The 24,927-nt window shown below is 68.9% G+C and carries 22 protein-coding genes and 1 tRNA gene; 8 read left to right on the top strand and 15 right to left on the bottom strand.

All coding sequences use genetic code 11. The annotated features are described in order from the left end of the window. Positions 1 to 87 precede the first annotated feature (87 nt). Positions 88 to 171, top strand: a tRNA-Tyr gene (locus tag M6G65_RS03660). Positions 172 to 188: 17 nt separating this feature from the next. On the opposite strand, the gene ruvC is transcribed toward M6G65_RS03660, so the two are convergent. Then, on the bottom strand, positions 189 to 812 hold the full coding sequence (gene ruvC / locus M6G65_RS03655; protein ID WP_238199582.1) for a crossover junction endodeoxyribonuclease RuvC: 624 nt from the start codon (positions 810 to 812) through the stop codon (positions 189 to 191). A gap of 89 nt (positions 813 to 901) precedes the next feature. Between ruvC and M6G65_RS03650 the strand changes: the two genes are divergently transcribed. Then, on the top strand, positions 902 to 1,474 hold the full coding sequence (locus M6G65_RS03650) for a peroxidase-related enzyme (RefSeq protein ID WP_373323902.1): 573 nt from the start codon (positions 902 to 904) through the stop codon (positions 1,472 to 1,474). Positions 1,475 to 1,481: 7 nt separating this feature from the next. Here the strand turns inward: M6G65_RS03650 and M6G65_RS03645 are convergent, their stop codons facing one another. After that, on the bottom strand, positions 1,482 to 1,802 hold the full coding sequence (locus tag M6G65_RS03645; protein ID WP_238199585.1) for a YnfA family protein: 321 nt from the start codon (positions 1,800 to 1,802) through the stop codon (positions 1,482 to 1,484). A gap of 101 nt (positions 1,803 to 1,903) precedes the next feature. Between M6G65_RS03645 and M6G65_RS03640 the strand changes: the two genes are divergently transcribed. Together M6G65_RS03640 and M6G65_RS03635 are read left to right on the top strand one after the other, a co-directional pair. Then, a complete protein-coding gene (locus M6G65_RS03640) occupies positions 1,904 to 2,869 on the top strand; it encodes a tyrosine recombinase XerC (protein WP_238199586.1) in 966 nt (321 codons plus the stop codon). Between the two features lie 171 nt (positions 2,870 to 3,040). Then, a complete protein-coding gene (locus tag M6G65_RS03635; protein WP_238199587.1) occupies positions 3,041 to 3,880 on the top strand; it encodes a response regulator in 840 nt (279 codons plus the stop codon). 255 nt (positions 3,881 to 4,135) lie between these two features. Here the strand turns inward: M6G65_RS03635 and lpdA are convergent, their stop codons facing one another. The 10 genes from lpdA to gloB form a co-directional block, all read right to left on the bottom strand. Next, positions 4,136 to 5,542, bottom strand: coding sequence for a dihydrolipoyl dehydrogenase (lpdA, locus tag M6G65_RS03630; RefSeq protein ID WP_250103582.1), 1,407 nt, complete (start codon positions 5,540 to 5,542; stop codon positions 4,136 to 4,138). A 61-nt stretch (positions 5,543 to 5,603) separates the two neighbouring features. Continuing rightward, on the bottom strand, positions 5,604 to 6,359 hold the full coding sequence (locus M6G65_RS03625) for an SDR family oxidoreductase (RefSeq protein ID WP_238199589.1): 756 nt from the start codon (positions 6,357 to 6,359) through the stop codon (positions 5,604 to 5,606). A gap of 7 nt (positions 6,360 to 6,366) precedes the next feature. Beyond that, positions 6,367 to 7,686 (bottom strand): 2-oxoglutarate dehydrogenase complex dihydrolipoyllysine-residue succinyltransferase, encoded by a 1,320-nt coding sequence (gene odhB / locus M6G65_RS03620; RefSeq protein WP_238199590.1) that lies wholly within the window; start codon positions 7,684 to 7,686, stop codon positions 6,367 to 6,369. A gap of 49 nt (positions 7,687 to 7,735) precedes the next feature. Then, positions 7,736 to 8,035 (bottom strand): YciI family protein, encoded by a 300-nt coding sequence (locus tag M6G65_RS03615; protein ID WP_238199591.1) that lies wholly within the window; start codon positions 8,033 to 8,035, stop codon positions 7,736 to 7,738. A gap of 10 nt (positions 8,036 to 8,045) precedes the next feature. After that, positions 8,046 to 11,033, bottom strand: a complete 2,988-nt coding sequence (locus tag M6G65_RS03610; protein WP_250103581.1) for a 2-oxoglutarate dehydrogenase E1 component — start codon at positions 11,031 to 11,033, stop codon at positions 8,046 to 8,048. Positions 11,034 to 11,205: 172 nt separating this feature from the next. After that, positions 11,206 to 12,090 carry a succinate--CoA ligase subunit alpha gene (gene sucD, locus M6G65_RS03605; RefSeq protein WP_238199594.1) on the bottom strand — a complete coding sequence of 295 codons (885 nt, stop codon included), beginning with the start codon at positions 12,088 to 12,090 and terminating at the stop codon, positions 11,206 to 11,208. Between the two features lie 2 nt (positions 12,091 to 12,092). Then, complete coding sequence (gene sucC / locus M6G65_RS03600; protein ID WP_238199595.1) at positions 12,093 to 13,289, bottom strand: ADP-forming succinate--CoA ligase subunit beta; 1,197 nt, start codon at positions 13,287 to 13,289, stop codon at positions 12,093 to 12,095. Positions 13,290 to 13,391: 102 nt separating this feature from the next. Then, entirely contained in the window at positions 13,392 to 14,354 is a 963-nt protein-coding gene (gene mdh, locus M6G65_RS03595) for a malate dehydrogenase (protein ID WP_250103580.1), read from the bottom strand. A gap of 410 nt (positions 14,355 to 14,764) precedes the next feature. After that, positions 14,765 to 15,340 carry a TetR family transcriptional regulator gene (locus M6G65_RS03590; protein WP_012317921.1) on the bottom strand — a complete coding sequence of 192 codons (576 nt, stop codon included), beginning with the start codon at positions 15,338 to 15,340 and terminating at the stop codon, positions 14,765 to 14,767. Positions 15,341 to 15,689: 349 nt separating this feature from the next. After that, positions 15,690 to 16,466 (bottom strand): hydroxyacylglutathione hydrolase, encoded by a 777-nt coding sequence (gene gloB, locus M6G65_RS03585; RefSeq protein ID WP_238199596.1) that lies wholly within the window; start codon positions 16,464 to 16,466, stop codon positions 15,690 to 15,692. 140 nt (positions 16,467 to 16,606) lie between these two features. Between gloB and M6G65_RS03580 the strand changes: the two genes are divergently transcribed. After that, a complete protein-coding gene (locus M6G65_RS03580; RefSeq protein ID WP_192708754.1) occupies positions 16,607 to 17,341 on the top strand; it encodes a class I SAM-dependent methyltransferase in 735 nt (244 codons plus the stop codon). Between the two features lie 67 nt (positions 17,342 to 17,408). Further along, positions 17,409 to 18,122, top strand: coding sequence for a MarC family protein (locus M6G65_RS03575; RefSeq protein ID WP_238199597.1), 714 nt, complete (start codon positions 17,409 to 17,411; stop codon positions 18,120 to 18,122). Between the two features lie 24 nt (positions 18,123 to 18,146). On the opposite strand, the gene M6G65_RS03570 is transcribed toward M6G65_RS03575, so the two are convergent. Then, complete coding sequence (locus tag M6G65_RS03570; protein WP_250103579.1) at positions 18,147 to 19,199, bottom strand: hypothetical protein; 1,053 nt, start codon at positions 19,197 to 19,199, stop codon at positions 18,147 to 18,149. Between the two features lie 1,038 nt (positions 19,200 to 20,237). On the opposite strand from M6G65_RS03570, the gene M6G65_RS03565 reads away from it, so the two are divergent. Together M6G65_RS03565 and M6G65_RS03560 are read left to right on the top strand one after the other, a co-directional pair. Continuing rightward, a complete protein-coding gene (locus M6G65_RS03565; protein ID WP_192708752.1) occupies positions 20,238 to 21,071 on the top strand; it encodes a nucleotide-binding protein in 834 nt (277 codons plus the stop codon). After that, positions 21,068 to 21,559, top strand: coding sequence for a hypothetical protein (locus M6G65_RS03560; protein ID WP_250103578.1), 492 nt, complete (start codon positions 21,068 to 21,070; stop codon positions 21,557 to 21,559). Before M6G65_RS03565 ends, M6G65_RS03560 begins: the two co-directional genes overlap by 4 nt. A gap of 11 nt (positions 21,560 to 21,570) precedes the next feature. Here the strand turns inward: M6G65_RS03560 and M6G65_RS03555 are convergent, their stop codons facing one another. Beyond that, entirely contained in the window at positions 21,571 to 22,614 is a 1,044-nt protein-coding gene (locus tag M6G65_RS03555; RefSeq protein ID WP_238198153.1) for a cytochrome-c peroxidase, read from the bottom strand. A 143-nt stretch (positions 22,615 to 22,757) separates the two neighbouring features. Continuing rightward, positions 22,758 to 24,884 carry a penicillin-binding protein 1C gene (gene pbpC / locus M6G65_RS03550; RefSeq protein ID WP_373323834.1) on the bottom strand — a complete coding sequence of 709 codons (2,127 nt, stop codon included), beginning with the start codon at positions 24,882 to 24,884 and terminating at the stop codon, positions 22,758 to 22,760. Between the last annotated feature and the right edge of the window lie 43 nt (positions 24,885 to 24,927).

The following is a 24,927-nucleotide window of genomic DNA, read 5'->3' as shown; positions in this document are numbered from 1 at the left end:
ACATGTGAGACCGGATCCGGGCATCACAAGCGTTGACACCCGGCCCACCCCTCACCATAAGGGCGCCGCGGGCGAAAAACCCGCCTTGGGGGAATGTCCCGAGCGGCAAAGGGGGCGGACTGTAAATCCGCTGCGTAAGCTTCGTAGGTTCGAGTCCTACTTCCCCCACCAAGTCCTTCCCGATCCCGTCAGTTCTGTTTCGCCAGCGCGGCTTCGATGCGCGCGGCGGCGGCGGCGGAGAAACCCTTCCCTTCGAGCCCCTGCCCCGCAGCCGCCTGGCCCGTGAGCGTGCGGCGCTTGCCCGCCGGCAGGTGCGCCTTGCGCAGCGCGTGCGAGTCCCGGTGGCTGGCATGGGTGATGGCGATGGCCAGCGCGTCGGCGGCGTCGGCGATGCGGAACTCGGCCTTCGGCAGCAGGAAGCGCACCATCGCCTGGATCTGCACCTTCTCGGCATGGCCGGAGCCCGCCACGGTCTTCTTGATCAGGTTGGCGGCGTACTCGAACACCGGCAGCCCGGCGAGCGCCGGCACCACCAGCGCCATGGCCCGGGCATGGCCCAGCTTGAGGGTCGCCTGCGCGTCCTTGTTGACGAAGGTTTCCTCCACGGCGACCTCGTCGGGCTTCACGCTGTCGACGATGCGCCCGATCCCCTCGAACAGCTCGCGCAGGCGCAGGGCCAGCGGCAGGTCGCCGTCCGAGGTCACGACGCCGCAATCGCCGTAGGTGAGCTTGGTGCCCTGCGCGGTGATGAGGCCCCAGCCGGTGCGGCGGAGCCCGGGATCGATCCCGAGGATGCGGACGGGGCTGGTCATGATGCTCCACGGCTCGACGAACGGCCCGAGGCTGCCGTACGTATCGTGAACGCCGGGTTTCACCAAGACACGGCTTCTGGAGGATGACCATGAGCGCGGACGCCCCGATCAGCCGCTTCCCGGTGCCAAAGCTCTCCGAGATGCCGGAGGATCTGCGCGCCCGGATCGCCCTGGTGCAGGAGAAGGCCGGCTTCGTGCCCAACATCTTCCTGGCGCTGGCGCATCGCCCGGACGAGTTTCGCGCCTTCATGGCCTATCACGACGCGCTGATGGACCGGCCGGGCGGCCTGACCAAGGCCGAGCGCGAGATGATCGTGGTGGCGACCAGCGCGGCCAATGACTGCCTCTACTGTGTCATCGCCCACGGCGCGATCCTGCGGGTGCGGGCTAAGAACCCGCTGATCGCCGACCAGATCGCGGTCAACTACACCAAGGCCGACATCACCCCGCGCCAGCGCGCCATGCTGGCCTTCGCGGTCAAGGTCGCGACCGATTCCCGGCGCGTCGGCGCGGAGGATCACGCGGCCCTTGCCGAGCACGGATTCGGCTCGGACGACATCTGGGACATCGCGGCGATCACCGCGCTCTTTGCCTTGTCGAACCGGATCGCCAGCGTCGCGGAGCTGCGCCCGAACGACGCGTTCTACGCGATGGGTCGGTAAGGCCGGCTCAGCCGCGGCGCCCGAGCAGGATGATCGCCGTCCCGGCGAGGCAGACCGCGCTGCCCGCGAGATCCCAGCGGTCGGGTCGGTGGCCCTCGGCGAGCCAGAGCCACAGGACCGAGGCTGCGACGTAGACCCCACCATAGGCCGCGAAGGCGCGCCCCGCGGCCGGGCTGTCCACCAGGGTCAGCAGCCCGGCGAAGGCCGCCAGCGAGGCCAGGCCCGGCACGACCCACCAGACGGAGCGGCCGAGCCGGAGCCAGGACCAGAACGCGAAGCATCCGGCGATCTCCGCAAGAGCGGCACCGACATAGGCGAGGAGTGACATGGACGCAGCTTGGCACGGCGTCGTGCGCCAAGCGACCGTCGTGAGGGCGAGCGTGCGCGCACGTTAAGTGCGCAGCAAGGATGATCCGGTCGATAGGTCCCATGAGCGCGCGTGAGCCTGACCACGATCTGTTGTTTCCGGGCGACGCCCGCCTGCGTGAGGCCGTCCAGGCCTGGATCGACGGGCTCGCGCGCGAGCGGCGGATGGCGCCCAACACCGTCGAGGCCTACGGGCGCGACCTGCGCCAGTTCCTCCATTACCTCGCCGCGCGCCACGGTACCCCGACGATCCCGATGCTCGTGGCTCTGAAGGTGCGCGACATCCGCGCCTTCATGGCCGCGCGGCGGGCCGACGAAGTCTCCGGGCGCTCGTTGATGCGCATGCTCGCGGGCTTGCGCTCCTTCGCGCGCTACCTGGAGCGGGAGGGTTACGGGACCGTTTCGGCGCTCGGCGGCGTGCGCTCGCCGAAGGTGCCGCGGCGTCTGCCGCGCCCCCTCCCCGTCTCCGCTGCGGTGGCGCTGACCGACACGGGTATTCGCGCCGGCGAGGAGCGCGAGCCCTGGGTACTCGCCCGGGACGCTGCCGTTCTGGCGCTGCTCTACGGGGCCGGCCTGCGCATCTCCGAGGCGCTGGGTCTCGCACGGCGCGACGCGCCGTTGCCGGGCATCGATCAGGTCACCGTCCTCGGCAAGGGCGGCAAGCAGCGGATGGTGCCGATCCTGCCGATCGTCGCCCAGGCCGTCGCCGATTATCTCGCCGCCTGCCCGCTGCCGCTGCCGCCGGAGGGGCCGCTGTTCGTCGGGGCCCGCGGTGGCCCGCTCTCGCCGCGCATCATCCAGTACACGGTCGCCCGTGCTCGGGGCGCCCTCGGCCTGCCCGACACTGCGACGCCGCATGCCCTGCGCCACTCCTTCGCCACGCATCTCCTTGCCCGGCAGGGGGAACTCCGCGCCATCCAGGAACTCCTCGGTCACGCGTCCCTGTCGACCACACAGCTCTACACGCAGGTCGATGCGGCCCGGCTGATGAGCGCCTACGCGGCCGCCCATCCCCGAGCCGGACGCTGATCTAAACTGCTAGAACGGGCAATTTTGACGCAGTATGTTACTGGACTCTGCAGAATATCGACTGCACCGAGTTAGCAGTCGTTTTCTTTAAGAGCTTCGTCATGATCTTTGGCCACTCTAGCTGACGAGACACGGATCGGCTGGGCGGGCGTCATGGAGCTTGAGGGGGGAATGACGCCGGCACGGGTTGTGATCGCGGATTGCGACACGGGCCGCCGTACAGCCCTCAGGGAAGTCGTTCAGCGCTTCGATGCCCGGGCCATCATCGATGAGGCGACCTCCGGTCAGGCGCTCTGCGACATCCTGCTTCGGCACCGTCCGACCCTGGCCTTCGTCGGCCTTCAGCTCGAGGATCTGAGCGGACCCGAAGCCGTCGCGGTGGCGCGTCGGGCCGGCGCGGAACCGCCCTGCCTGGTTCTGGTCGCCACCCGCGTGCTGGCACACTGGCAGGACATCGCCACCAGTCTCGGCGCCTACGAGGTTCTGAAAACACCCCTCGACCCGAGCCATATCGAGCAGCTTCTGCACGCCGATGCCCGCCGCCGCGCGCCGACCCGGGCACTGCTCGCCTGCTCGACGCCGGCGGGACGGTCCGCGATCAGCCGGGTGGTGGCGCGCAGCGGCTTCGCGATCGAGCTCGATGAGACGGATGACGGCCGCCACGCGCTGAAGCAGCTCAAGCTCGCGTCCTACGATTTCGCCTTCATCGACGTGAAGCTCGCCGGCATCGACGGGCTCGAACTCGCCTGCCAGATCCAGCCCCTCGGCCTCGGCACCCGGATCACCCTGCTGACCACGGCCGAGCTGGAGCCGGTCGCCCAGGCGGGCCGCTATTTCGGCGTCGATGCGGTGCTGCGGATGCCGTTCTACGCCCGCGATATCGACCTCGCCCTGCACAACGCCCTCGGCCTGCGCAGGCCGTACCTGCTGAACGCCCTCACGGCTCCGCCCGCGCCGAGCGCGCTCCTGCGGATCGCCGATCTGCCGAATTCACGGCGCAAGATCGCCTGATCCTCCTGCGGGTCGGAGAAACGACCGGGCGATCGGGCGCGCCGTCTTTCCGGGGCCGCGCGGCGGAGCCCGGAACCCAGAAACATCGACGGGCTCAGGTCCTGCACGGAGTGCGGATCTGGATCCGGGGTTCGCCTTCGGCGATCCGGAATGACGGTCGGCGCGGACAGGGTGCCGTGGATTGGCCTCGAAGGGGGCGTCCTCGAGGCTTGCGCTAAGGATGAGAAAGCGGGTGGGACCCCACCCGCCCGTCGCTCAGACGTGGATGGCCCGCTTGTTCACCGCCAGCGCGGCTTCCTTCACCGCCTCGGTCAGCGTCGGGTGCGCGTGGCAGGTGCGAGCGATGTCCTCGGATGAGGCACCGAACTCCATCGCCACCGCCACCTCGGCGATCAGGTTGCCGGCATCGGCGCCGACGATGTGCACGCCGAGCACGCGGTCGGTCTGGGCATCGGCCAGAACCTTCACGAAGCCGTCCGTGGTGCCGTTCGCCTTGGCGCGGCCGTTGGCCGTGAACGGGAATTTGCCGGCATTGTAGGCGATGCCGTCCTTCTTGAGCTCTTCCTCGGTCTTGCCGACCGAGGCGACCTCGGGGAACGTGTAGACCACGTTGGGAATCACGCCGTAATTGACGTGGCCGGATTGCCCGGCCAGCATCTCGGCGATGGCGACGCCCTCGTCCTCGGCCTTGTGGGCCAGCATGGGGCCGGCGATCACGTCGCCGATGGCGTAGATGCCGGTGACGTTGGTGGCGTAGTGCGCATCCGTCAGAATCCGGCCCTTGTCGTCCCGCTGGACGCCGACGGTGTCGAGACCCAGGCTTTCGGTGTAGGGCACCCGGCCGATCGCCACCAGGACCACGTCGGCCTGCAGCGTCTCCGCCGCGCCACCACCCGCGGCCGGCTCGACGGTGACGCTCGCGCCGCCCTTCTTGCCGACCTCGACGCCTGTCACCTTGGTGGACAGCTTGAAGGCGATACCCTGCTTGGTCAGGATCCGCTGGAACTGCTTGCCGACCTCGCCATCCATGCCGGGCAGCACCCGGTCGAGATACTCGACCACGGTCACCTCGGCGCCGAGCCGGCGCCAGACGGAGCCCAGCTCCAGCCCGATCACGCCGGCGCCGATGACGAGGAGCTTCTTCGGCACCCGGTCGAGTTCGAGAGCGCCCGTCGAGGACACCACCACCTTCTCGTCGATGGTCACGCCCGGCAGGCGCGTCACGTCGGAGCCGGTGGCGATGACGATGCTCTTGGTCTCGAGCATCTGGTTGCCACCATCCTCGGACACGACCTCGACGCGGCCCGCGCCGGCGATCCGGCCGGTGCCGTGGAAGGTCTCGACCTTGTTCTTCTTGAGCAGGAACTCGACACCCTTCGTGTTGCCGGCCACGCCCTCGTCCTTGAAGGCCATCATCTTCTTCAGATCGAGCTTCGGCGTGCCGACGTCGATCCCGAGATCGGCGAAGTGCTTGTTGGCCTCCTCGAACGCCTCGGAGGCGTGGAGCAAAGCCTTCGACGGGATGCAGCCGACGTTGAGGCAGGTGCCTCCATGAGTCGCGCGCTTCTCGGCGACCGCGGTCCGCAGGCCGAGCTGCGCCGCGCGGATCGCGCAGACATAGCCGCCAGGGCCAGTGCCGATGACGACGAGATCGTAAGACATGTGCGTTCGCTTCCGGTCGGTCGTGCCGCGTAAAAGACGGGCGAAGATGATGAGGTTGGACTCAGCGGCCGCCGCCGATGTCGAGGATGGTGCCCGTGGTGTAGGAGGCCTCCTCCGAGAGGAGCCACACGATCGGCGCGGCGACCTCCTCGGCGGTGCCGGCCCGCCCCATCGGGACGCCGGGGCCGAGGCGTTCCACCCGGTCGGGCTCGCCGCCGCTGGCGTGGATCTCGGTGGCGATGATCCCGGGCGCCACCGCGTTGACGCGGATGCCCTCGCCGGCGACTTCGCGGGCGAGCCCGATCGTCAGGGAGTCGATCGCACCCTTGGAGGCGGCGTAGTCGACGAACTGGCCGGGTCCGCCGAGCCGCGCCGCCACCGAGGACAGGTTGACGATCGATCCGCCGGCGCCGCCGCGTTTGGTCGACATGCGCCGCACCGCCTCGCGGGCGCAGAGGAAGCTGCCGACGACGTTGGTGGTCATCATCCGCTGGAGACGGGCCGCACTCATGTCAGCGACGTCGGACTTCACGTCGACCACGCCGGCATTGTTGACGAGCGCCGCGAGGCGACCGAGCCCATCGGCCGCCTGGAACAGGGCGATCACGTCGGCCTCGCTGCCGACATCGCCCTTCACGGCGAGCGCCGTCCCGCCCTTGGCGGTGATCGCGTCCACCACCCCCTGCGCCGCAGTGAAATCCGACACGTAGCTCAGGCAGACCGCGTAGCCGCGCTCGGCCAGGAGCAGCGCCACAGCGCGGCCGATGCCGCGGCTGCCGCCGGTGACGATCGCGACCCTGTTCTCAGCGCCCGGCATGACAGCCTCAGAGGTCCAGCACGAGGCGCGCCGGATCCTCCAGCGCCTCCTTGACCCGCACCAGGAAGGTCACGGCCTCCTTTCCGTCGACGATGCGATGATCGTACGACAGGGCGAGGTACATCATCGGCCGCGCCTCGATCTTGCCGGCGCGGACCACCGGGCGCTCCTCGATGCGGTGCATGCCGAGGATGCCGGATTGCGGTGCGTTGAGGATCGGCGTCGACATCAGCGAGCCGTAGATGCCGCCGTTGGTGATCGTGAAGGTGCCGCCCTGCATCTCCTCGATGGAGAGCTTGCCGTCGCGGGCCTTCTTGCCGAAGCCGGCGATTTTCTTCTCGATCCCGGCGATCGACAGGTCGTCGGCGTCGCGCACCACCGGCACCACGAGACCCTTATCGGTGCCGACCGCGATGCCGATGTGGTAGTAGTTCTTGTAGACGAGGTCCTGGCCGTCGATCTCGGCATTGACCGCCGGCACGTCCTTGAGGGCGCCGATCACCGCCTTGGTGAAGAAGCCCATGAAGCCGAGCTTCGTGCCGTGCTTCTTCTCGAAGATGTCCTTGTACTGGCTGCGCATCGCCATCACGGCCGACATGTCGACGTCGTTGAACGTCGTCAGCATCGCCGCGGTGTCCTGCGCGTCCTTGAGGCGGCGCGCGATGGTCTGGCGCAGCTTGGTCATGCGCACGCGCTCCTCGCGCGCGGCGTCGTCCGGAGCCGAGGGGGCACGCGGCAAGGTCGGGCGGGCCTCCTTGGCGGGCGCCGACGGGGCCGGGCCCTTGGCGATGGCGCCGAGCATGTCGCCCTTGGTGACGCGGCCGTCCTTGCCCGAGCCGTTCACGCTCGACGGATCGATACCGGATTCGCGGGCGATCTTGGCAACCGCGGGACCGTTGTCGCCGACCGGGCGCTGCTGAGCCGCGGGAGAGGCGGCATCGCCGTGATTACCGTAACCGGTCGAGGATTCCTGAGCCGGCGCCTCTGCCTTCGCGGGCGCGGCGGCCTTCGGAGCCTCGCTGCGGGTCTCGGCCTTGGTCTCGGTGGCCTCCTTCGGCGCGGCCTTCTTGGCCGTTCCGCCGCCGGCACCGGCCTCGACGATCGAGCCGAGCAGGGCGCCGGGCTCCACGGTCTCGCCGTCCTTGACCAGGATCTCGCCGAGCTGGCCCGCCGCCGGGGCGTTCACCTCCAGCGTGACCTTGTCGGTCTCGAGTTCGACGATCGGCTCGTCGGCCGCTACCGTGTCGCCGGGCTTCTTGAACCAGCGGCCGATGGTGGCCTCGCTGACGGATTCGCCGAGGGTCGGGACGAGGATGTCGGTTGCCATGCTCTCTTTTGCCCCGCGGGGGGCCTCCTCTGGATGTCGGGCCGCGACGTCAGCGCCGCAGGATCAGGGATGGAACGGGCGAGACGGTGTACCGGAAGCCTGCCTGCGCCATCAGGACGGGATCTGCTTCGCCGAGCGCTTGGGCCTGCGCCGCATCGGCCGCCTCTACCAGGGCCAGGCCCCAGGTGCCGCCGGACTCGAAGACGGGTCCGACCGCGATGGCGGCCCCGGCGTCCGCCTGCTCCATCCAGTAGCCGGAATGCGCCGAGAACAGCGCCTTCTCGGCGTCCGTCGCGTCGAACGGGAAGCTCGGGCGGGGCGGTTCCAGACGGAGCAGGAAGTAGGCCATGGCCGGACGCTCAGACCGCCAGGGCCTCGTTGAGGAAGGCCTGGAGCTGCGCCTGGTGCTTCGACATCTGGCCGACCGCCGTGGAGGCCGAGGCCGGACGGCCGACGTAGCGGGCGCGCTTCACCGCGGAGCCGGCCTGGCCGAGCACCCATTCGAGGTAGGGTTCGACGAAGGACCAAGCGCCCATGTTCTTGGGCTCTTCCTGGCACCAGATCACGTCGGCGTTGCGGAAGCGGGCCATCTCGTTGGCCAGGGCCTTCAGGGGAAACGGGTAGAGCTGCTCGACGCGCATCAGGTAGATGTCGTTGAGGCCGCGCTTCTCCCGCTCCTCCAAGAGGTCGTAGTAGACCTTGCCGGAGCAGAGCACGACGCGGCGGATCTTGTCGTCGCGCACGAGCTTGTTCTGCGCGCCCTCCTCCTCGGCGTCGTCCCAGAGGACGCGGTGGAAGGTCGAGCCCTCGGCGAGCGCGTCGAGGTTCGACACGGCGCGCTTGTGGCGCAGCAGCGACTTCGGCGTCATCAGGACCAGCGGCTTGCGGAAGTCGCGCTTCAGCTGCCGGCGCAGGATGTGGAAGTAATTCGCCGGCGTCGTGACGTTGGCGACCTGCATGTTGTCCTCGGCACAGGCCTGGAGGTAGCGCTCCAGGCGGGCGGAGGAGTGCTCGGGCCCCTGCCCCTCGTAGCCGTGCGGCAGCAGCAGCACGAGGCCGGACATGCGCAGCCACTTGCGCTCACCGCTGGCGATGAACTGGTCGATCACCACCTGGGCGCCGTTGGCGAAGTCGCCGAACTGCGCCTCCCACAGGACCAGGGCGTTGGGCTCGGCCAGCGAGTAGCCGTACTCGAAACCGAGCACGGCCTCCTCGGAGAGCATCGAGTTGATGATCTCGATGGAGGCCTGCCCCTCGCGGATGGCGTTAAGCGGCGTGAAGCGCTGCTCGTTCTCCTGATCGATCACCACCGCGTGACGCTGCGAGAAGGTGCCGCGCTCGACATCCTGGCCCGAGAGGCGGACCCGGTTGCCGTCGAGCAGCGTCGCCCCGAAGGCTAGGGCCTCGGCGGTCGCCCAGTCGACGCCGACCCCGGTCTCCACCGCCTTGGCGCGGTTGTCCATGAAGCGCTGGATCGTGCGGTGCAGGTGGAAGCCGGGCGGCACCTGCGTGATCTTCCGCCCGATCTCCTGAAGGGTCTCGGCCGGCACGGCGGTGCGGCCGCGGCGCGGGTCGTCCACGTCCTCGTGCACGGCCTTCACGCCGGACCAGCGGCCGTCCAGCCAGTCGGCCTTGTTGGCCTTATAGTTGTTGGCGACGTCGAGCTCGGTGTCGAGCAACCCGCGGAACTCGGCCTTGCGGGCGTCGAGCGCCTCTTGGGTGACGGAGCCGTTCTCGGCGAGCTTGCGGCCGTAATTCTCCAGCACCGACGGATGCTTGCGGATCCGCTGGTACATCTTCGGCTGGGTGAAGGCCGGCTCGTCGCCCTCGTTGTGGCCGAAGCGGCGGTAGCAGAGCATGTCGATCACGACCGGCTTGCCGAACTTCTGCCGGTACTCGACCGCGACCTTCGCCGCGAAGGTGACGGCCTCGGGGTCGTCGCCGTTGCAGTGGAAGATCGGCGCCTCGACCATCTTGGCCACGTCCGACGGGTACGGCGACGAGCGCGAGAACCGCGGATCGGTCGTGAAGCCGATCTGGTTGTTGATGATGAAGTGGACCGAGCCGCCGGTGCGGTGGCCCTTCAGGCCCGACAGGCCGAAGCACTCCGCCACCACGCCCTGGCCCGCGAAGGCGGCGTCGCCGTGGATCAGGAGCGGCAGCACCGTGCGGCGCTCGATGTTGGGCTTGGCCCACTGGTCCTGCTTGGCGCGGACCTTCCCCAGCACTACCGGGTCGACGATCTCGAGGTGGGACGGGTTGGCGGTGAGCGACAGGTGGACGTTGTTGCCGTCGAAGGCGCGGTCCGAGGACGCGCCCAGGTGGTACTTCACGTCGCCCGAGCCCTCGACCTCGGCCGGGGAGGCCGAGCCGCCCTTGAACTCGTGGAACACCGCCCGGAAGGGCTTGGCCATCACGTTGGTGAGCACGTTGAGCCGGCCGCGATGAGCCATGCCGAGCACGATCTCACGGACGCCGAGCGCGCCGCCGCGCTTGATGATCTGCTCCAGCGCCGGGATCATCGCCTCGCTGCCGTCGAGGCCGAAGCGCTTGGTGCCGGTGTACTTGAGGTCCAGGAACTTCTCGAAGCCTTCGGCCTCGATCAGCTTGTTGAGGATCGCCCGGCGACCCTCGGGCGTGAAGGAAATCTCCTTGTCCTTGCCCTCGATGCGCTCCTGGATCCACGCCTTCTCGGCGGGGTCGGAGATGTGCATGAACTCGACGCCGAGCGTCTGGCAGTAGGTCCGCTCCAGGATATCGGCGATCTCGCGGATCGTGCCGAACTGGAGGCCGAGCACGTTGTCGAGGAAGATCGGACGGTCCCAGTCGCTCTCCTGGAAGCCGTAATGCTGCGGGTGCAGCTCCTCGTGGTCGCCGCGCGGGGCGAGACCCAGCGGGTCGAGCTTGGCGTGCAGGTGGCCGCGCATGCGGTAGGAGCGGATCAGCATGATCGCTCGCACCGAATCCTTCGTGGCCTGCTCCACCGAAACGCCGGTGGTGGCGGTGACGCTGTCCTGCGGCTTGCCGGGCTTGGCGTCCTTGGCCTCGCGGGCGACGATCTTGTCGCCGATCGCCTTCTCCAGGGCGCCCCAGTTACCGTCCAGCGCCGAGACCAGCTCGCCGTTGAGCGGCACCGGCCAGTTCGGCCGCTCCCAGGACGCGCCGGCGGCGTTCTTCTCGACCAGAGTCTCGTCCTCGCCGAGTCCCTTGAAGAAGGCCTGCCACTCCGGATCCACTGAGGACGGGTTGCGGGCGTAGGCCGCCTGCAATTCCTCGATGTAGGCGGCGTTGGCGCCGTAGAGGAACGAGGTTTCGAGGAGCGCTTCGTTCACGTCCTGGCGTGCCATGGTGCGTCCATCCTGATCGCGCGGGCAGGCTCCCCTGCCCTTCGGGCTCCCCGTCCGCGCGGCGGATCGCCCTCAAACCGAAACGGGGCGGGTGACCGCCCCGCTGAAATCATCTGCACGCCCGATATGGGCGTTGCGGCCCTGCGATGGCCGCAACGCAGGCGCGCTTGCCTCAGCCCTTCAGGACCTCGACCAGCGTCGAGCCCAGCCGGGCCGGCGACGGCGACACGCGGATGCCCGCGGCCTCCATGGCGGCGATCTTGTCCTCGGCGCCGCCCTTGCCGCCCGAGATGATCGCGCCGGCATGGCCCATGCGGCGGCCCGGAGGCGCCGTGCGGCCGGCGATGAAGCCGACCATCGGCTTCTTGCGCCCGCGCTTGGCCTCGTCCTTGAGGAACTGCGCCGCCTCCTCCTCGGCCGAGCCGCCGATCTCGCCGATCATGACGATCGACTCGGTCTTCGGGTCGGCCAGGAACAGCTCCAGCACGTCGATGAACTCGGTGCCCTTCACCGGGTCGCCGCCGATGCCCACGGCCGTGGTCTGGCCGAGGCCGGCATTGGAGGTCTGGAACACCGCCTCATAGGTCAGCGTGCCCGATCGGGACACGATGCCGACGGAGCCCGGCCGGAAGATGTTGGCCGGCATGATGCCGATCTTCGACTCGCCGGCCGTGACGATGCCGGGGCAGTTCGGTCCGACCAGGCGCGACTTCGAGCCCGTCAGCGCCCGCTTCACCCGCACCATGTCGAGCACCGGGATGCCCTCCGTGATGCAGACGATCAGCGGCACCTCGGCGGCGATCGCCTCGCAGATCGCGTCGGCGGCGCCCGGCGGCGGCACGTAGACCACCGAGGCCTCGGCGCCCGTGGCCTCGCGGGCCTCGGCGACGGTGTCGAAGACCGGCAGGCCGAGATGCCGCGAACCGCCCTTACCGGGGCTTGTGCCGCCGACCATCTTGGTGCCGTACGCAATGGCCTGCTCGGAGTGGAAGGTTCCGTTCTTGCCGGTGAAGCCCTGGCAGATGACCTTGGTATTGGCGTCGATCATCACCGACATGATCAGGCTCCCTTCACGGCGGCGACGATCTTCTGGGCGGCGTCGTCGAGGTCGTCCGCCGGGATGACGTTGAGGCCGGAATTGCGGATGATGGCCTTGCCCTGCTCGACGTTGGTGCCCTCCAGGCGCACCACCAGCGGCACCTGCAGGCCCACCGCCTTCACGGCGGCGATCACGCCGTTGGCGATCACGTCGCACTTCATGATCCCGCCGAAGATGTTGACGAGGATCCCCTTCACGTTCGGGTCGGCGGTGATGATCTTGAACGCCGCCGTGACCTTCTCCTCGGAGGCGCCGCCACCGACATCGAGGAAGTTCGCCGGCTCCTCGCCGTAGAGCTTGATGATGTCGAGGGTCGCCATGGCGAGGCCGGCGCCGTTGACCATGCAGCCGATCGTGCCGTCCAGCGCGATGTAAGCGAGGTCGTACTTCGACGCCTCGATCTCCTTGGCGTCCTCCTCGGTCTCGTCACGCAGCGCGACGATGTCCGGGTGTCGGTAGAGGGCGTTCGAGTCGAAGGCCATCTTGGCATCGAGGCACTTGAGGTGCCCGTCGGCGGTCAGCACCAGCGGGTTGATCTCGAGGAGGCTCATGTCCTTGGCCACGAAGGCCGCGTAGAGCTTCTCCGTCAGCGCGGCCGCTTCCTTGGCCTGGGCGCCGGAGAGCCCGAGGGCCTTGGCGACGGCGCGGCCGTGATGGGGCATGACACCCGTCGCCGGATCGACCGCGATCGTGTGGATCTTCTCGGGCGTGTCGTGCGCGACCGCCTCGATGTCCATGCCGCCCTCGGTGGAGACCACGAAGGCGACGCCGCCGGTGGCGCGGTCGACCAGCATCGAGAGGTAGAATTCCTCGGCGATTTGGGCGCCTTCCTCGATGTAGAGGCGGTTGACCTGCTTGCCGGCCGGGCCGGTCTGGATCGTCACCAGCGTCTGGCCGAGCATCTCGCCGGCATATTGCTTCACCTCGTCGATCGACTTGGTGACGCGCACGCCGCCCTTGGCGCCCTCGGGCGCGCCCTTGAAGGTGCCCTTGCCGCGCCCGCCGGCGTGGATCTGGCTCTTCACGACCCAGACAGGGCCGCCGAGCTCCTTGGCGGCGGCTTCGGCCTCCGACGGGTTGAAGATGGCCACGCCGCGGGAGACGGGCAGGCCGAACTCCTTCAGCACGGCCTTGGCCTGATATTCATGGATATTCATCGGAGCCTCGTAGGGAGGAGCGAATAGGTGGCAGCGAGCAGCGCGTGGCGACTGGGACTCGAATCCCCGAACGCGACGCGCGGCCCGGTATCCGCTTACCGGTCAGGCGAGGTTGCTGTCGACGCCCTTGCAGGCCTCGATCAGGCCCGTCACCGAGGCGACCGACTTGTCGAACATCGCCTTCTCGGCGGCGTCGAAGGTGACTTCCAGGACGCGCTCCACGCCGTTCGCACCGATCACGATCGGCACGCCGATGAACATGCCCTTCACGCCGTACTGGCCGTCGAGGTAGGCGGCGCAGGGCAGCACCCGCTTCTTGTCGCGCAGGTAGCTCTCGGCCATGGCGATGGCGGAGGCGGCGGGCGCGTAGAAGGCCGAGCCGGTCTTGAGCAGGTTGACGATCTCGCCGCCGCCCTTGCGGGTGCGGTCGACCATGGCGTCGAGCTTCTCCTGGGTGGTCCAGCCGAGCTTGACGAGGTCGGTCAGCGGCACGCCGGCGACCGTGGAGTAGCGGGTCAGCGGGACCATGTCGTCGCCGTGGCCGCCAAGCACGAAGGCGGTGACGTCCTCCACCGAGACCTTAAATTCCTCGGCCAGGAAGTGGCGGAAGCGCGCCGAATCGAGCACGCCGGCCATGCCGACGATCTTGTTGGTGGGGAGCCCCGAGAACTTCTGCAGCGCCCACACCATCGCGTCGAGCGGGTTGGTGATGCAGATCACGAAGGCGTCCGGCGCGTAGGTCTTGATGCCCTCGCCCACCGCCTGCATGACCTTGAGGTTGATGCCGATCAGATCGTCGCGGCTCATGCCGGGCTTGCGCGGCACGCCGGCGGTGACGATCACGACGTCGGCGCCCTTGATGGCGCTGTAGTCGCTGGCGCCCGCATAGGTCGCGTCGAAGCCCTCGACCGGGGCGGCCTCGGCGATGTCGAGGGCCTTGCCCTGGGGCACGCCGTCGGCGATGTCGAACAGCACCACGTCCCCGAGGTCCTTCAGGCCGGCCAGAAGGGCCAGGGTGCCGCCGATCTGGCCGGCACCGATGAGCGCGATCTTGTTGCGAGCCATGTCGGATTCGTCTCCGCTGCGTTCGACGTCTAGGATGTTCCGCGCGAGGCCGGGACCGTTCGTCCGCTTGCGTTCGAGGCCGGATTCGCCGCTCTGAAATCTGCGCGGCTGTGTGGCCGAAAAGCACCGCCGCTTCAACCCGATGCGCGACCAGCGGAGGCCCCCTCCTTCGGGTTAGGCGACGCGGAGGGCGTCAGACGTGGATGAAGAAATGCCAGCGTCGCGAAGGTTTTAGGTGCGGTGCACGCGGTCTCGCCGGTGCTGCAAAGCTCGGATGACAGATCCGAAAAGCTGTCATTTCGGGTCGCGGCCGACCTCATCTTCCGGTCCGGAAACGCAGAAGGCCCGGACGCGGGGTCCGGGCCTGCCAAGAGAGCTGGGCGTCAGAGAGCGAGGCGTTTGTGTCGGCCTCAGAGGATTCCGGAGCGCAGAACCCGCTGGATCGCGTGGATGACAGCCCCGAACCGGGCCTCGATCAGGTCGCGCGGCACTTCGGCGTCGTGCTGGATCGCCAAGGGATGCGTGAACCGGTAGCTCGCGTCGAAGATGTAGGCGATCGCCCGCTCCCGGTCGCGCGCCGAGAAGATGCCGGAGGTGATCCCCTCCTCGACCACGCGCTCGACCAGGCTGCGCAGTCGCACGCGGTGCCGCCGGGCGATCGGCCGGGCCGACACGGTTGCGTCGAGATGGACCGCGAACAGGTTCGGCTCATCGAACAGGGCGTCCCGCTGGACCGTCGCGAGCGCGGTCAGGAGCCGCTCGATCTTGTCGTCGGCGGGGTCGGGTGCGTCTGCGATGCCGGCGAGCCGGGCTTCGACCTCGCGCAACCAGCGCCCCGCCACCGCGTCGAGGAGCGCGTCCTTCGACGGGAAATAGCGGTACACGTTGGCGTGCGTCATGCCCGCCTCGGCAGCGACGGCTACGACCGTCACGCGCTTGGGCCCGAGCCGCGAGAGATGTTCGGTTGCGATACCGAGCAGGCGCACATCGGCCGCAACCGGTGCTCGGGGCCGCGTTGCGCCGGCCGTATTGCCACCATCGCGGGGCGTGCCGGTCTCGGCATCGGCGAGGGTGAGCTTGGCCTTGGCGGTGAGCGCCTCTTCCTTGGACCCGTCAGATTCTGGCTTGAGGAAAGGAAGCGGAAGGCGGGAAGTGGACAGGTGGTAGGGCGAGACGGACCCCCATCATACCGGCTGGAAGCGTCCCGGCGCTTCGCGTTGACGTTGCGGCTTCCCCCCGGGAGCCCGGTTACCTGAGCGGATTAGGACCGCTTAAATAACCCTATGTGTCAGTTCGCCTTGAGAAGGCAACAAATTTTTCTCGTTACCCCCTGCGTCAGAAGCGGTTCTTCCACGCTCGCAGAGCGACGAACACTGCCTCTGGATCACTTTCCGGTGGCATGTCGACCGACTGGGCCAGGGCCTTCTCGGCGCTGCGCAGGAAGGGGTTGGTCGCCCGTTCCGCCGCCAGGGTCGACGGGATCAGGAACCGGCCCTGCGCCTTCGCCCGCTCGGCCTCGGCGAAACGGGCCTTGAGATCCGGGTTGTCCGGATCCGCCGCCAGGGCGAAGCGGGCGTTGCTGAGGACATAGTCGTGACCGCTGAACACCTGCGTGTCGTCGGGCAGGTCGTCGAAGCGCCGGAGGGATCGGTAGAGCGTCTCGGGCGGGCCCTCCATCACCCGCCCGCAGCCCAGGGTGAACAGCGTGTCCCCGGCGCAGACGAGGCCGGCCTCGGCGAACCAGTAGGTGACGTGATCGGCGCAATGGCCCGGCGTTTCCCAGACCTGAGCCTCCAGGTTGCCGACCTGCACCGTGTCGCCCTCGCGCACGGTGACGTCCACCTGCGGGACGGCGTCCCCGGCCTTCGCGGGCGCCGTGACGCGCGCCCCCGTCGCCTGCTTCACCGCCGGGATGCCGTCGACATGATCGGCGTGCCGGTGGGTGACGAGGATGTCGGTGAGCCGCCAGCCGGTCTCCTCGAGGGCCCGCAGCACCGGCTCGGCCTCGGGCACGTCGATCGCCGCGCAGGCACCGGTGGCCGGGTCGCGAATCAGGACGCCGATATTGTCGCTGCGGCACAGGAAAGTGCTGATCTCGGTCTCGGCGGCCATCGGACGGCATCTCCTCGGGGCGCGAAAGCTGCTGCCGTGAACAGGCTGCGGTCCGGCCGGGTTCCGTCGGAGCTTGCCGCAGGCGGTCCGGCTCACCATTGAGTACGGCAACCGTTCCAGTCCCGAATTCCTGCTCCTCCATGCGTCTCGACGTCAACGGCTTGCGGGCCTTCTACGCCAGTCCCCTGGGCCGCACGACGCACCGCGTCGTCGGGCGCGCGCTGCACGAGTTCCTCGGCTCGGTCTCGGGGCTGCGGGTCCTCGGGATCGGCTACGCGACCCCCTATCTTGGCCCGATCCACTGCATCGCGGAGCGCACCCTCGCCTTCATGCCGGCCACGCAGGGCGTGGTGAACTGGCCGGACACGGGTCGCTCCTGCGCGGCCCTGGCCGATCCCACCATGATGCCGCTTCCCGAGGCCGCGATCGACCGGGTCATCTTGGTCCATGCCCTCGAATCGGTGGAGAGCCCGACCGAGCTGCTGCAGGAGGTTTGGCGCACGCTCACGCCCGGCGGGCGGATGATCCTGGTGGTCCCCAACCGGCGGGGCGTCTGGGCCCGCCGCGAGGCGACGCCGTTCGGCCACGGCCAGCCCTACAGCCGCTCGCAGCTCGGCCGGCTGATGCGCGACACGCTGTTCTCGCCGGTGAACTGGTCCGAGACCCTGTACATGCCGCCGGTGCGTTCGCGCCTGATGCTCCGCACCGGCCCGGCCTGGGAGCGGCTCGGCACCAGCCTGTCGTTGCCCTTCGCGGGCCTGCACGTGGTCGATGCCACGAAGCAGCTCTATCGGCCTGTCGCCGTGCAGCAAGTGCGGCGCGCCCGTCGCCTCGCGCCCGCCCGGGTGCTGGTGCCGGCACCGTCGCCGGGCTGATCCGGGCAGGCGACACGTTTGTTAAAAGGCCCTGCGTCTAGGATCGGCCGCGACACGGGTCTGCCAGATGAGCATCGATTTCACGGTCCAGCAGTTCCTGCTCGCCCTCTCAGGCCTCATCTCGATCGTGAACCCGATCGGCGGCGCCTTCATCTTCGCCCAGGTCACCGGCGCCTACAGCCATGCCGAGCGCGTGCTGCTGTCCCGGCGGATCGGCATCTACGCAGCGCTGGTGATGCTCGGCGCCCTCTGGGCCGGCACGCCGATCCTCAACTTCTTCGGCGTCACCCTGGCGGCGCTGCGCATCGCCGGCGGTCTCGTGGTGATGTCCTCGGCCTGGACCCAGCTCAATCGGCCGGAGGCGCGCGAGGCGCGCAAGCAGGCCGAGGCCTCGGGCTCGGCGAATCGCGGGGCGGTTCCCATGGAACCGCAGGCGGATCAGGCACCGGGCCCGCTGTCCGAGATCGCCTTCTTCCCCCTCACCCTGCCCTTCACCACCGGGCCCGGCACAATCGCGGTCGCCATAACCCTGGGCGCGAACCGGCCCGAGGCCTACGCGGAGCGGCTCGGCTTCTATCTCGGCATCACGCTGGCGGCCCTGGTGGTCGCCGCAACGGTCGCGCTGATCTACGCCTCGGCCGACCGGGTGGTGGCGCTCATCGGCCCGGCCCGCGCCCGGGTGGTGGGGCGCCTATTCGCCTTCCTACTGCTTTGCGTCGGCACGCAGATCCTGATCAACGGCCTCACCGACGTGTTCGCGCCGCTTCTCGCGGCGCGATGAGTCCGGACGGGGAGCAAGCCGTCGTCAGATGACCGGCAGCTCGCTCAAGCCCCCGAACAGGGCAGCGTGCCCCACGTAGTAGAGGAACAGGAAGGCCGCGAGCGCCGCCCCATAGTAAGCCGGTGCCAGCAGCGCCTGCCGGGCCCGCACCGGCACCCGAACATCGTCGGCGGCGATCGCCAGAAGCACCACGATGATCCCGGAATGGCCGATCGCGTCCACCTTGCCGAACTCGAAGATCGCCGAGACGAAGATCGCCGCCAGGATGATTGCCGAGGTGCGGCGGACGAGGGGCGTCCAGATCAGCGCGAAGGCCAGGGTGAATTCGATGACGCCGGCGGCCTGCATGAACAGCTCGGGCGTCGCGCCCATCGTCATCTGCGGCTTGGCGGCGATGAGCGGGGCCGTCCAGTCGGGATAAGCCCACTTCTCGATCGAGGCCCACATCAGCGTGATGGCGGCTGTCCAGCGCACGAGGTCGAGCGACCGGATGTCGAAGGGCTTAAAACCGAGACCCTGGGCGATCAGATAGACGGCGATGCCGAGGAAGATCGGATAATCGGCGAGGTGGAACAGGCCGTACTGCGCCGTCGCGAAGCTGAACAGGAAGACGAGGCCGAGGCCGGTGATCGGCATGGTCCGGCGCCAGATCAGGCAGGCCGCCATCGCGAGCTGAAGCCACGGGATCCAGGCGACATCGGTCTTCAGCTCGGGCGTGAGGATGATGCCGCCGAGCTCCCAGAGCGAGACCAGGAAGAAGCCCAGCGTGGCGCGCACCAGCAGCTCGGTATCGGTGCGGATCCGCGCGGTCACGCGGTCGAGGGCGTTGAGCAGCGCGCCGCCCAGCGGCGTGCCCTCGGCGAGGCAGCCGAACATCAGGCAGGCCAGGGCGAGGCCGGTCAGCCACTCGAAGTCCAGGCACAGCACCTGCTCAAGGCCCTGGGGCTGCCCGGCGACGTCGTAGGCGCAGAACCACTTCACGTGGGCTTGGGCCGCGCTCGGGGCCGCGAGAGTGAACAGGCCTGACAGGCCGAGAGCGCCGACTACCGATAACCGCTTGTTCTTGGATCTTGGCATCGGACCCTCGTCGCTGCAAAGCGACACCGTGGTTACTCAGCCATTTACATATTTTCGGTCAATTTTAGCCATCGGTTTGTTAACGAATATGAGTGAAAGGTTAACGCTGTGGATTCTGCGTAGGCCGTTCACGCGGTTCGCTTTTTCCACGCAGCCCACAGGCGTGCAGGATCCCTGAGGTTATTGCGAGTCGCAGCGCACCGGGCGTGGCCCCTCCGGTGTCTGCGCCCGGCGACAATCCGTCTTGCGCGCAGATCTGCGCAGATGCCGCTCGGCTTTCATCCCGTCGAACGCGAAGCCGATCCGGTCGCTATCGCGCAGGCGCCAATTCGTGCCGGCGCGATCATTCAAATATGGGTAATGGCTAGTTTTTGCCTATAGATAGTCGAACAAAGATACCCTTGCATAATAAATAGCAATATGTATTATAGTATTATTGTGATTTTACGACGGCTCTGGCGGTTGAGCCGGCAGCATTTTGTTCACCGAATTTTGGGATGTGACGGAGGACAGCGCGAAACTGTCTTCACCCGAAGGCTTGCATCTTGATTGAACATGCGCAGAGTCTTGATCGTGCTCTGTCTGGATGGGATGAGATCTGCTGAAGCCGTTCACCGGAGGCACGAGCCAGGAATGGGATGCGGGTTGTGCGGCAGAACGGCATTCTCAGCTCAGGCACGCGACTCCTCGTACCGGCACAGCGCCTCACCGGGCCGTGCGGTGCGGGACCAGCGTTACGCCTGATCTCGCTTCTGCTCCGCCCGCACACGGGCCGCCGGCGCCGTCGGCCCTCCCTGCCCGGCGCATGATCAGATCGGCCGCTTGAGACTGTCCGGCCTTCGAGTGCGCGACCGCTTCGGTGGGATCGGGCCTCCGCTCCGAACGCCGCGGCGTCCCGTGCGCCGCATCGCTGCCGGCATCCGGTCGACCCGGAGCGCCGGCGCCACGCATCAACCCTGACAGCCCCGCAGGTCCGGGCCGGGCGGCGCAGAGGCGCGCCCCGGACGCCTGCATCCACCACGCAGCAAGGAGACATCCATGACCGACGCGACGCAGATCAAGGTTCCGGCCTGGTACAGCCCGGACGAGATCCAGGACATCCAGCGCGACCTTTTGGGCCCGGCAGCGAAGGTTCTGATCCTGTGCCTCGGCGGCAAGGGCGGCGTCGGCAAGACCACCATTGCCCTGCAGATCGCCGATCTCTGTGCCGAGGTCGGGCCGGTGCTGGCGATCGACACCGACCCGGCCAACCGGCATTTCCACACGGCGCTGATGACCGAGACCAGCCCCGGCAGCGACAATTTCGTGCCGCGCCGGCCCGGCGTGTCCTGCTTCCGGCAACGGCTGCGCGCCGAGGACAGCGTGGGCCGCGTCGATCCGACCCTGTGCCAGGACATGATCGAGCGCGTGGTGGACGCGCCCGAGCGTTTCGTGGTGGTCGACTTTCCGGCCGGCGATACGGAGACGACCCGGCGCTGCACCGAGATCATCGTCGAGAGCTGCCGGGAGGCCAATGTCCGCCTCTGTGTGGTCGTCGCGGCCGGCGCTGTCGATCCCACCGCCCTCGAGGTCCTCAAGGAACTCCGGCCGATGCTGATCGAGTGCGATCGGGCGATCCTCGCGAAGAACACCGCGCAGGCGACCAATTTCGACTATCTCGAATCGTCCGATCTCGTGCGTGCTCTGCGCAAGCAGCCGAATTTCCGCGTCATCGAGATCGAGCGGATCGGCGAGCGCCTGATCGAGGCGCTGCGGGTCCAGCACATGACGTGGCAGACGCTCGCGACCGGCGCACCGATGCGGCTGCGCGTCGAAGGGCGCCGCCTCCGGCGCAACTTCCACACGGCTTGGCGGGATGCGCTCCGGCCGTGACCAACCTCGAGCGGTTCTACCGGTCGGTCCACGGCCGCGATCTCCAGCCCTGGGAGCGCCAGCTCGCCGTGCGGATCGCGGCCGCCCTGAACACCACGACGGACGACGACTTCGTCGTCCATCTCTTGCTGGTGTACATGTCCACCAACGCCATCACCAACATGTACAATGAACTGGTGGCCGCGCGAAACAGTCTTGCCGAGGACAGCCGCGATCTGGTGCGGACGATCAAGTCCGATCTGCGCCGGAACAGGCTGCTGACCTATGTGATGCTCGGTATTGCCGTGGTGAGCCTTCTCGGAAGTGTCTGGATCCTCGCCACGGTTCTCAACCTCTCGCACGATGTGACGGTCGGCGAAGCCCGGCTGGCCGCCGCGCTGCAGGGCTTTGAACGACGGAGTCTGGGCGGATCGCAGCGCGGGCCGCGCTCGACCGCTGACGGGACGCGGTTCGCCGGCCGCAAGTCAGGCCGGCCTGGGGCCCGATGAGAGCCGGTCCGTCAGGGGGCCGGCGCTTTGGCGGCGAACGAGATCGTCACGAGGTCGCGGCCCGCGCTGGTCGAGAGCGTCGCCAGGAAGGCCAGGAGATCCGCTCGCTCCGCCGCGGTGAGCTGAAGCGGCTTGATCGACCGGGAGCGGCTCGGACGGTCGATCCCGCCGCGGTTGTAGAGATCGATCACGGCGCTGAGGGTCGGCACGGACCCGTCGTGCATGTAGGGGCCGCGCTGCCCGATCTCCCGCAGGGTCGGCGTCTTGAAGGCGTATTGAAGGGCGAGCGACGTAGGCTTGTACCGGCCGCGGCCGATATCCGGGCCCACCCCGACCCCGATATCGTGGAACGAGTTGTCGGTGAACGACCAGCCGGAATGGCAGCTCGCGCAGCCGGCCCGGCCGTTGAACAGGTCGAAGCCCCGCTTGGCCGGCTCCCCGATCGCGTCTTCCTGGCCGGCGATCCAGCGATCAAAGGGCGTCGTGCCGGTCACGATCAGGCGCTGGAAGGTCGCCAGTGCAGCCTCAAGCCGTTCCCGGGTGATCGCGGGATCGGCGAAGGCTTCGGCGAAGGCCGCCGCGTAGCTCGGGTCGGACGAGAGCCGCGTCAGGGCGTCGGGCATCGGCAGATTCATGTTGCCCGGCGCCGCCATGGGCATCGCGGCGACCGATTCGAGCGTGCGGAACTTCCCGTCCCAGCCGAGCGACCCATCCTGCCAGGCGATGTTGAGGAGCGTCGGCGTGCGCAGATCCATGTCGCCCTGCTGGCGCGTGGCCGCGCGGGCGCGTCCGTCGCCCCAGGCGAGATCCGGGATGTGGCACGTGGCGCAAGCCCGGGTCCCGTCGCCGGACAGGATCGGATCAAAGAACAGGCGACGGCCCAGTTCGGCCTTGGCGGCCGTGTACGGGTTCTCGGCGGGAAACGGGATTTCGGTCGGTGCTCGGTAGGCGTCGCGCCAGCCCGCGCGGCGTGGATCGGGGCCGCTGCCGACACCCCCGCTGACCCCGACAAATCCGAGAAGCACCGCCACCGCGGCGCCGACCTTCCACGCCATCACCAACCTCACGGGTCACGACTAGACCCATATTCGTTGATGACCGATGAATCTCCGCATGGAAGTTTTCCGGCTCGGACTGTACTTCTGTATTCAAAATCGCAGCACGGCCAAGCTTCGCCGGCAAGAACGATGATGTCGGGCTATTCAAGCCGGATGGAAACGCTGTCGCTCGCGCCCATAGAATCCAGAACCGAGATCCGTGCGAAGCCGGCACCTGTCGGGGACCATGCGGCGCGGCGCCGCGGTGTTTGCACGACGGGCTGACCGTCGATCAGCCAGGTGAGCGGCGGCACCCCGCCCAAAGCTTTTAGGGCGAGCGCCGGACCGTCGGCCTTGCCCTCCCCTTCGTGCCCAGCCACGCCGAGGCCGAGGTCGATCCGGGCGCCGTCTGGGGGATAGGCGATCCGCAGCGCCGGCCCCGGCGCGCCGGGCGCCTCACGGCGCAGATGGCGGAGCGGCGGCGGCAGGCCGCCGGGCCCGGCCGCCAGAACGTCTCGGGGTTGCGGCACCGGCTCCGGCTCGAGGCCGAGGCGCGCGAAGGCGTCGAACAGCATCGGTGCCGCGACCGTTCGACCAACGAGACCCGGAACGGCGGCGCCGTCGGGCCGGCCGACCCAGACCACCACCGTCACGTGCCGGTCGAAGCCCGCCGCCCAGGCGTCCCGGTAGCCGTAGGAGGTGCCGGTCTTGTAGGCGATGCGATTCGGAAGCGCGTTCTCCGGCGGCGGCGTGCCGCGCAGGATGTCGGCGACGTACCAGGCGGCCACGGGTTCCGCGACCCGACCCTCGGCACCGGCCGGGGCCGCCTCGGCTCGGCGGAGGAGACCGGGCACCGTGCCGCCGCGGGCGATTCCGGCATAGAGGCGCGCGAGGTCGGTGAGCGTGATGCCGAGACCGCCCAGCGCCACCGGCAGCCCCGGCGCCGCCTCGCGCGGCAGCTGGATCGCGGCGCCCGCCGCGCGCAGCCGCGCGATGAAGCGCGCGGGCCCGACCGCGTCCATGAGTTCGACCGCGGGCACGTTGAGCGAGAGCTGCAGGGCCCGCCGGGCCGTGACCGTGCCCTGGAAGGTCAGGTCGAAATTCTCCGGCGCGTAGCTCGCCGAGAAGCGCGCGGGGCGGTCTTCCAGCAGCGTCTCGGGATGCGCCAGCCCGTCCGCGAAAGCCATGGCGTAGACGAAGGGCTTCAACGCGGAGCCGGGAGAGCGCACCGCGAGGGACATGTCGATGGCGCCGTTCCGACTCGAATCCAGGTATCCGGCGCTGCCCACCTGGGCGAGCACGCGCCCGTCGCGGTTGTCGAGGACGAGGATTGCGGCCGAGAGGCCGGGGCCGGCCGCGGCGGCCCGCTCGGACGCAAGAACCTCCAGCCGCTCCTGCAGGCGCGCATCGATGGCGAGGCGGATCACCGGGGCGGTGGTGTCAGTCGCCACCGCCTCCTCGGCTGCGTGCGCCGCGAGCATCGGGAAGGGACGCCGTGCCGTCGGCACCGGCTCGGCCTTGGCGTCCGCGGCCTCGGCGGCGGTGAGGATGCCCCGGGCGCTGGCGATGTCGAGCACCCGGTCGCGGGCCGCCCGGGCGCGCTCCGGGAAGCGGTCCGGCCGGCGGGTCTCGGGCGATTGCGGAAGGGCGACGAGGAGCGCAGCCTGTGCCGCCGTCAGCCGCACCGGCTCGCGTCCGAAATAGGCGAGGCTCGCCGCGCGAACGCCCTCGACCGGGCCACCGTAGGGGGCAAGGGCGAAGTAGAGCTCGAGGAGGCCGGACTTCCCGAGACGCCGCTCCAGCAGGAGCGCCCGCGCCATCTGGCGGAGCTTGGCGTCGAGCGTGCGCTCGCGCCGCGGCTCGACGAGGCGCGCCACCTGCATCGACAGGGTCGACCCGCCCGAGACGATGCGTCCATTCCTCAGCCACTGGATCGCGGCGCGCAGAACCGCCACGGGATCGATCCCGGGATGATTCGCGAAGCGGCGATCCTCATAGGCGACGAGCATCGCCCGGTAGCGTGGGTCGATCGTGTCGGCGGTGACCGGCAGGCGCCAGCGCCCATCCGCGGTTGCGAACGGCCGCAGGAGCGTGCCGGACCGGTCGAGCACCACCGTCGAACGTGTCGAAGCGGCGGCGAGATCGAGGGTCGGCAACGCCTCCGCGTAGCGCCACAGCGCAGCCACCCCGATGAGCCCCAGCGCCAGCGCAACCGGAAGGGCCAGGCGTGCCACAGTGTGGCGGCGCCGGGCCGGTGCTCCGCTCGGATCAGACCCGTCCCGCGGCACGCATCCTCCAGGTCCCCGATCCGCCGGTCTCAGGCGCAGGATT

This window comes from Methylobacterium tardum (genome assembly GCF_023546765.1).
Lineage (GTDB): Bacteria > Pseudomonadota > Alphaproteobacteria > Rhizobiales > Beijerinckiaceae > Methylobacterium > Methylobacterium tardum.
The sequence above is the reverse complement of the archived record's forward strand: the minus strand, read 5'-3'. Positions and strand labels throughout refer to the sequence as shown.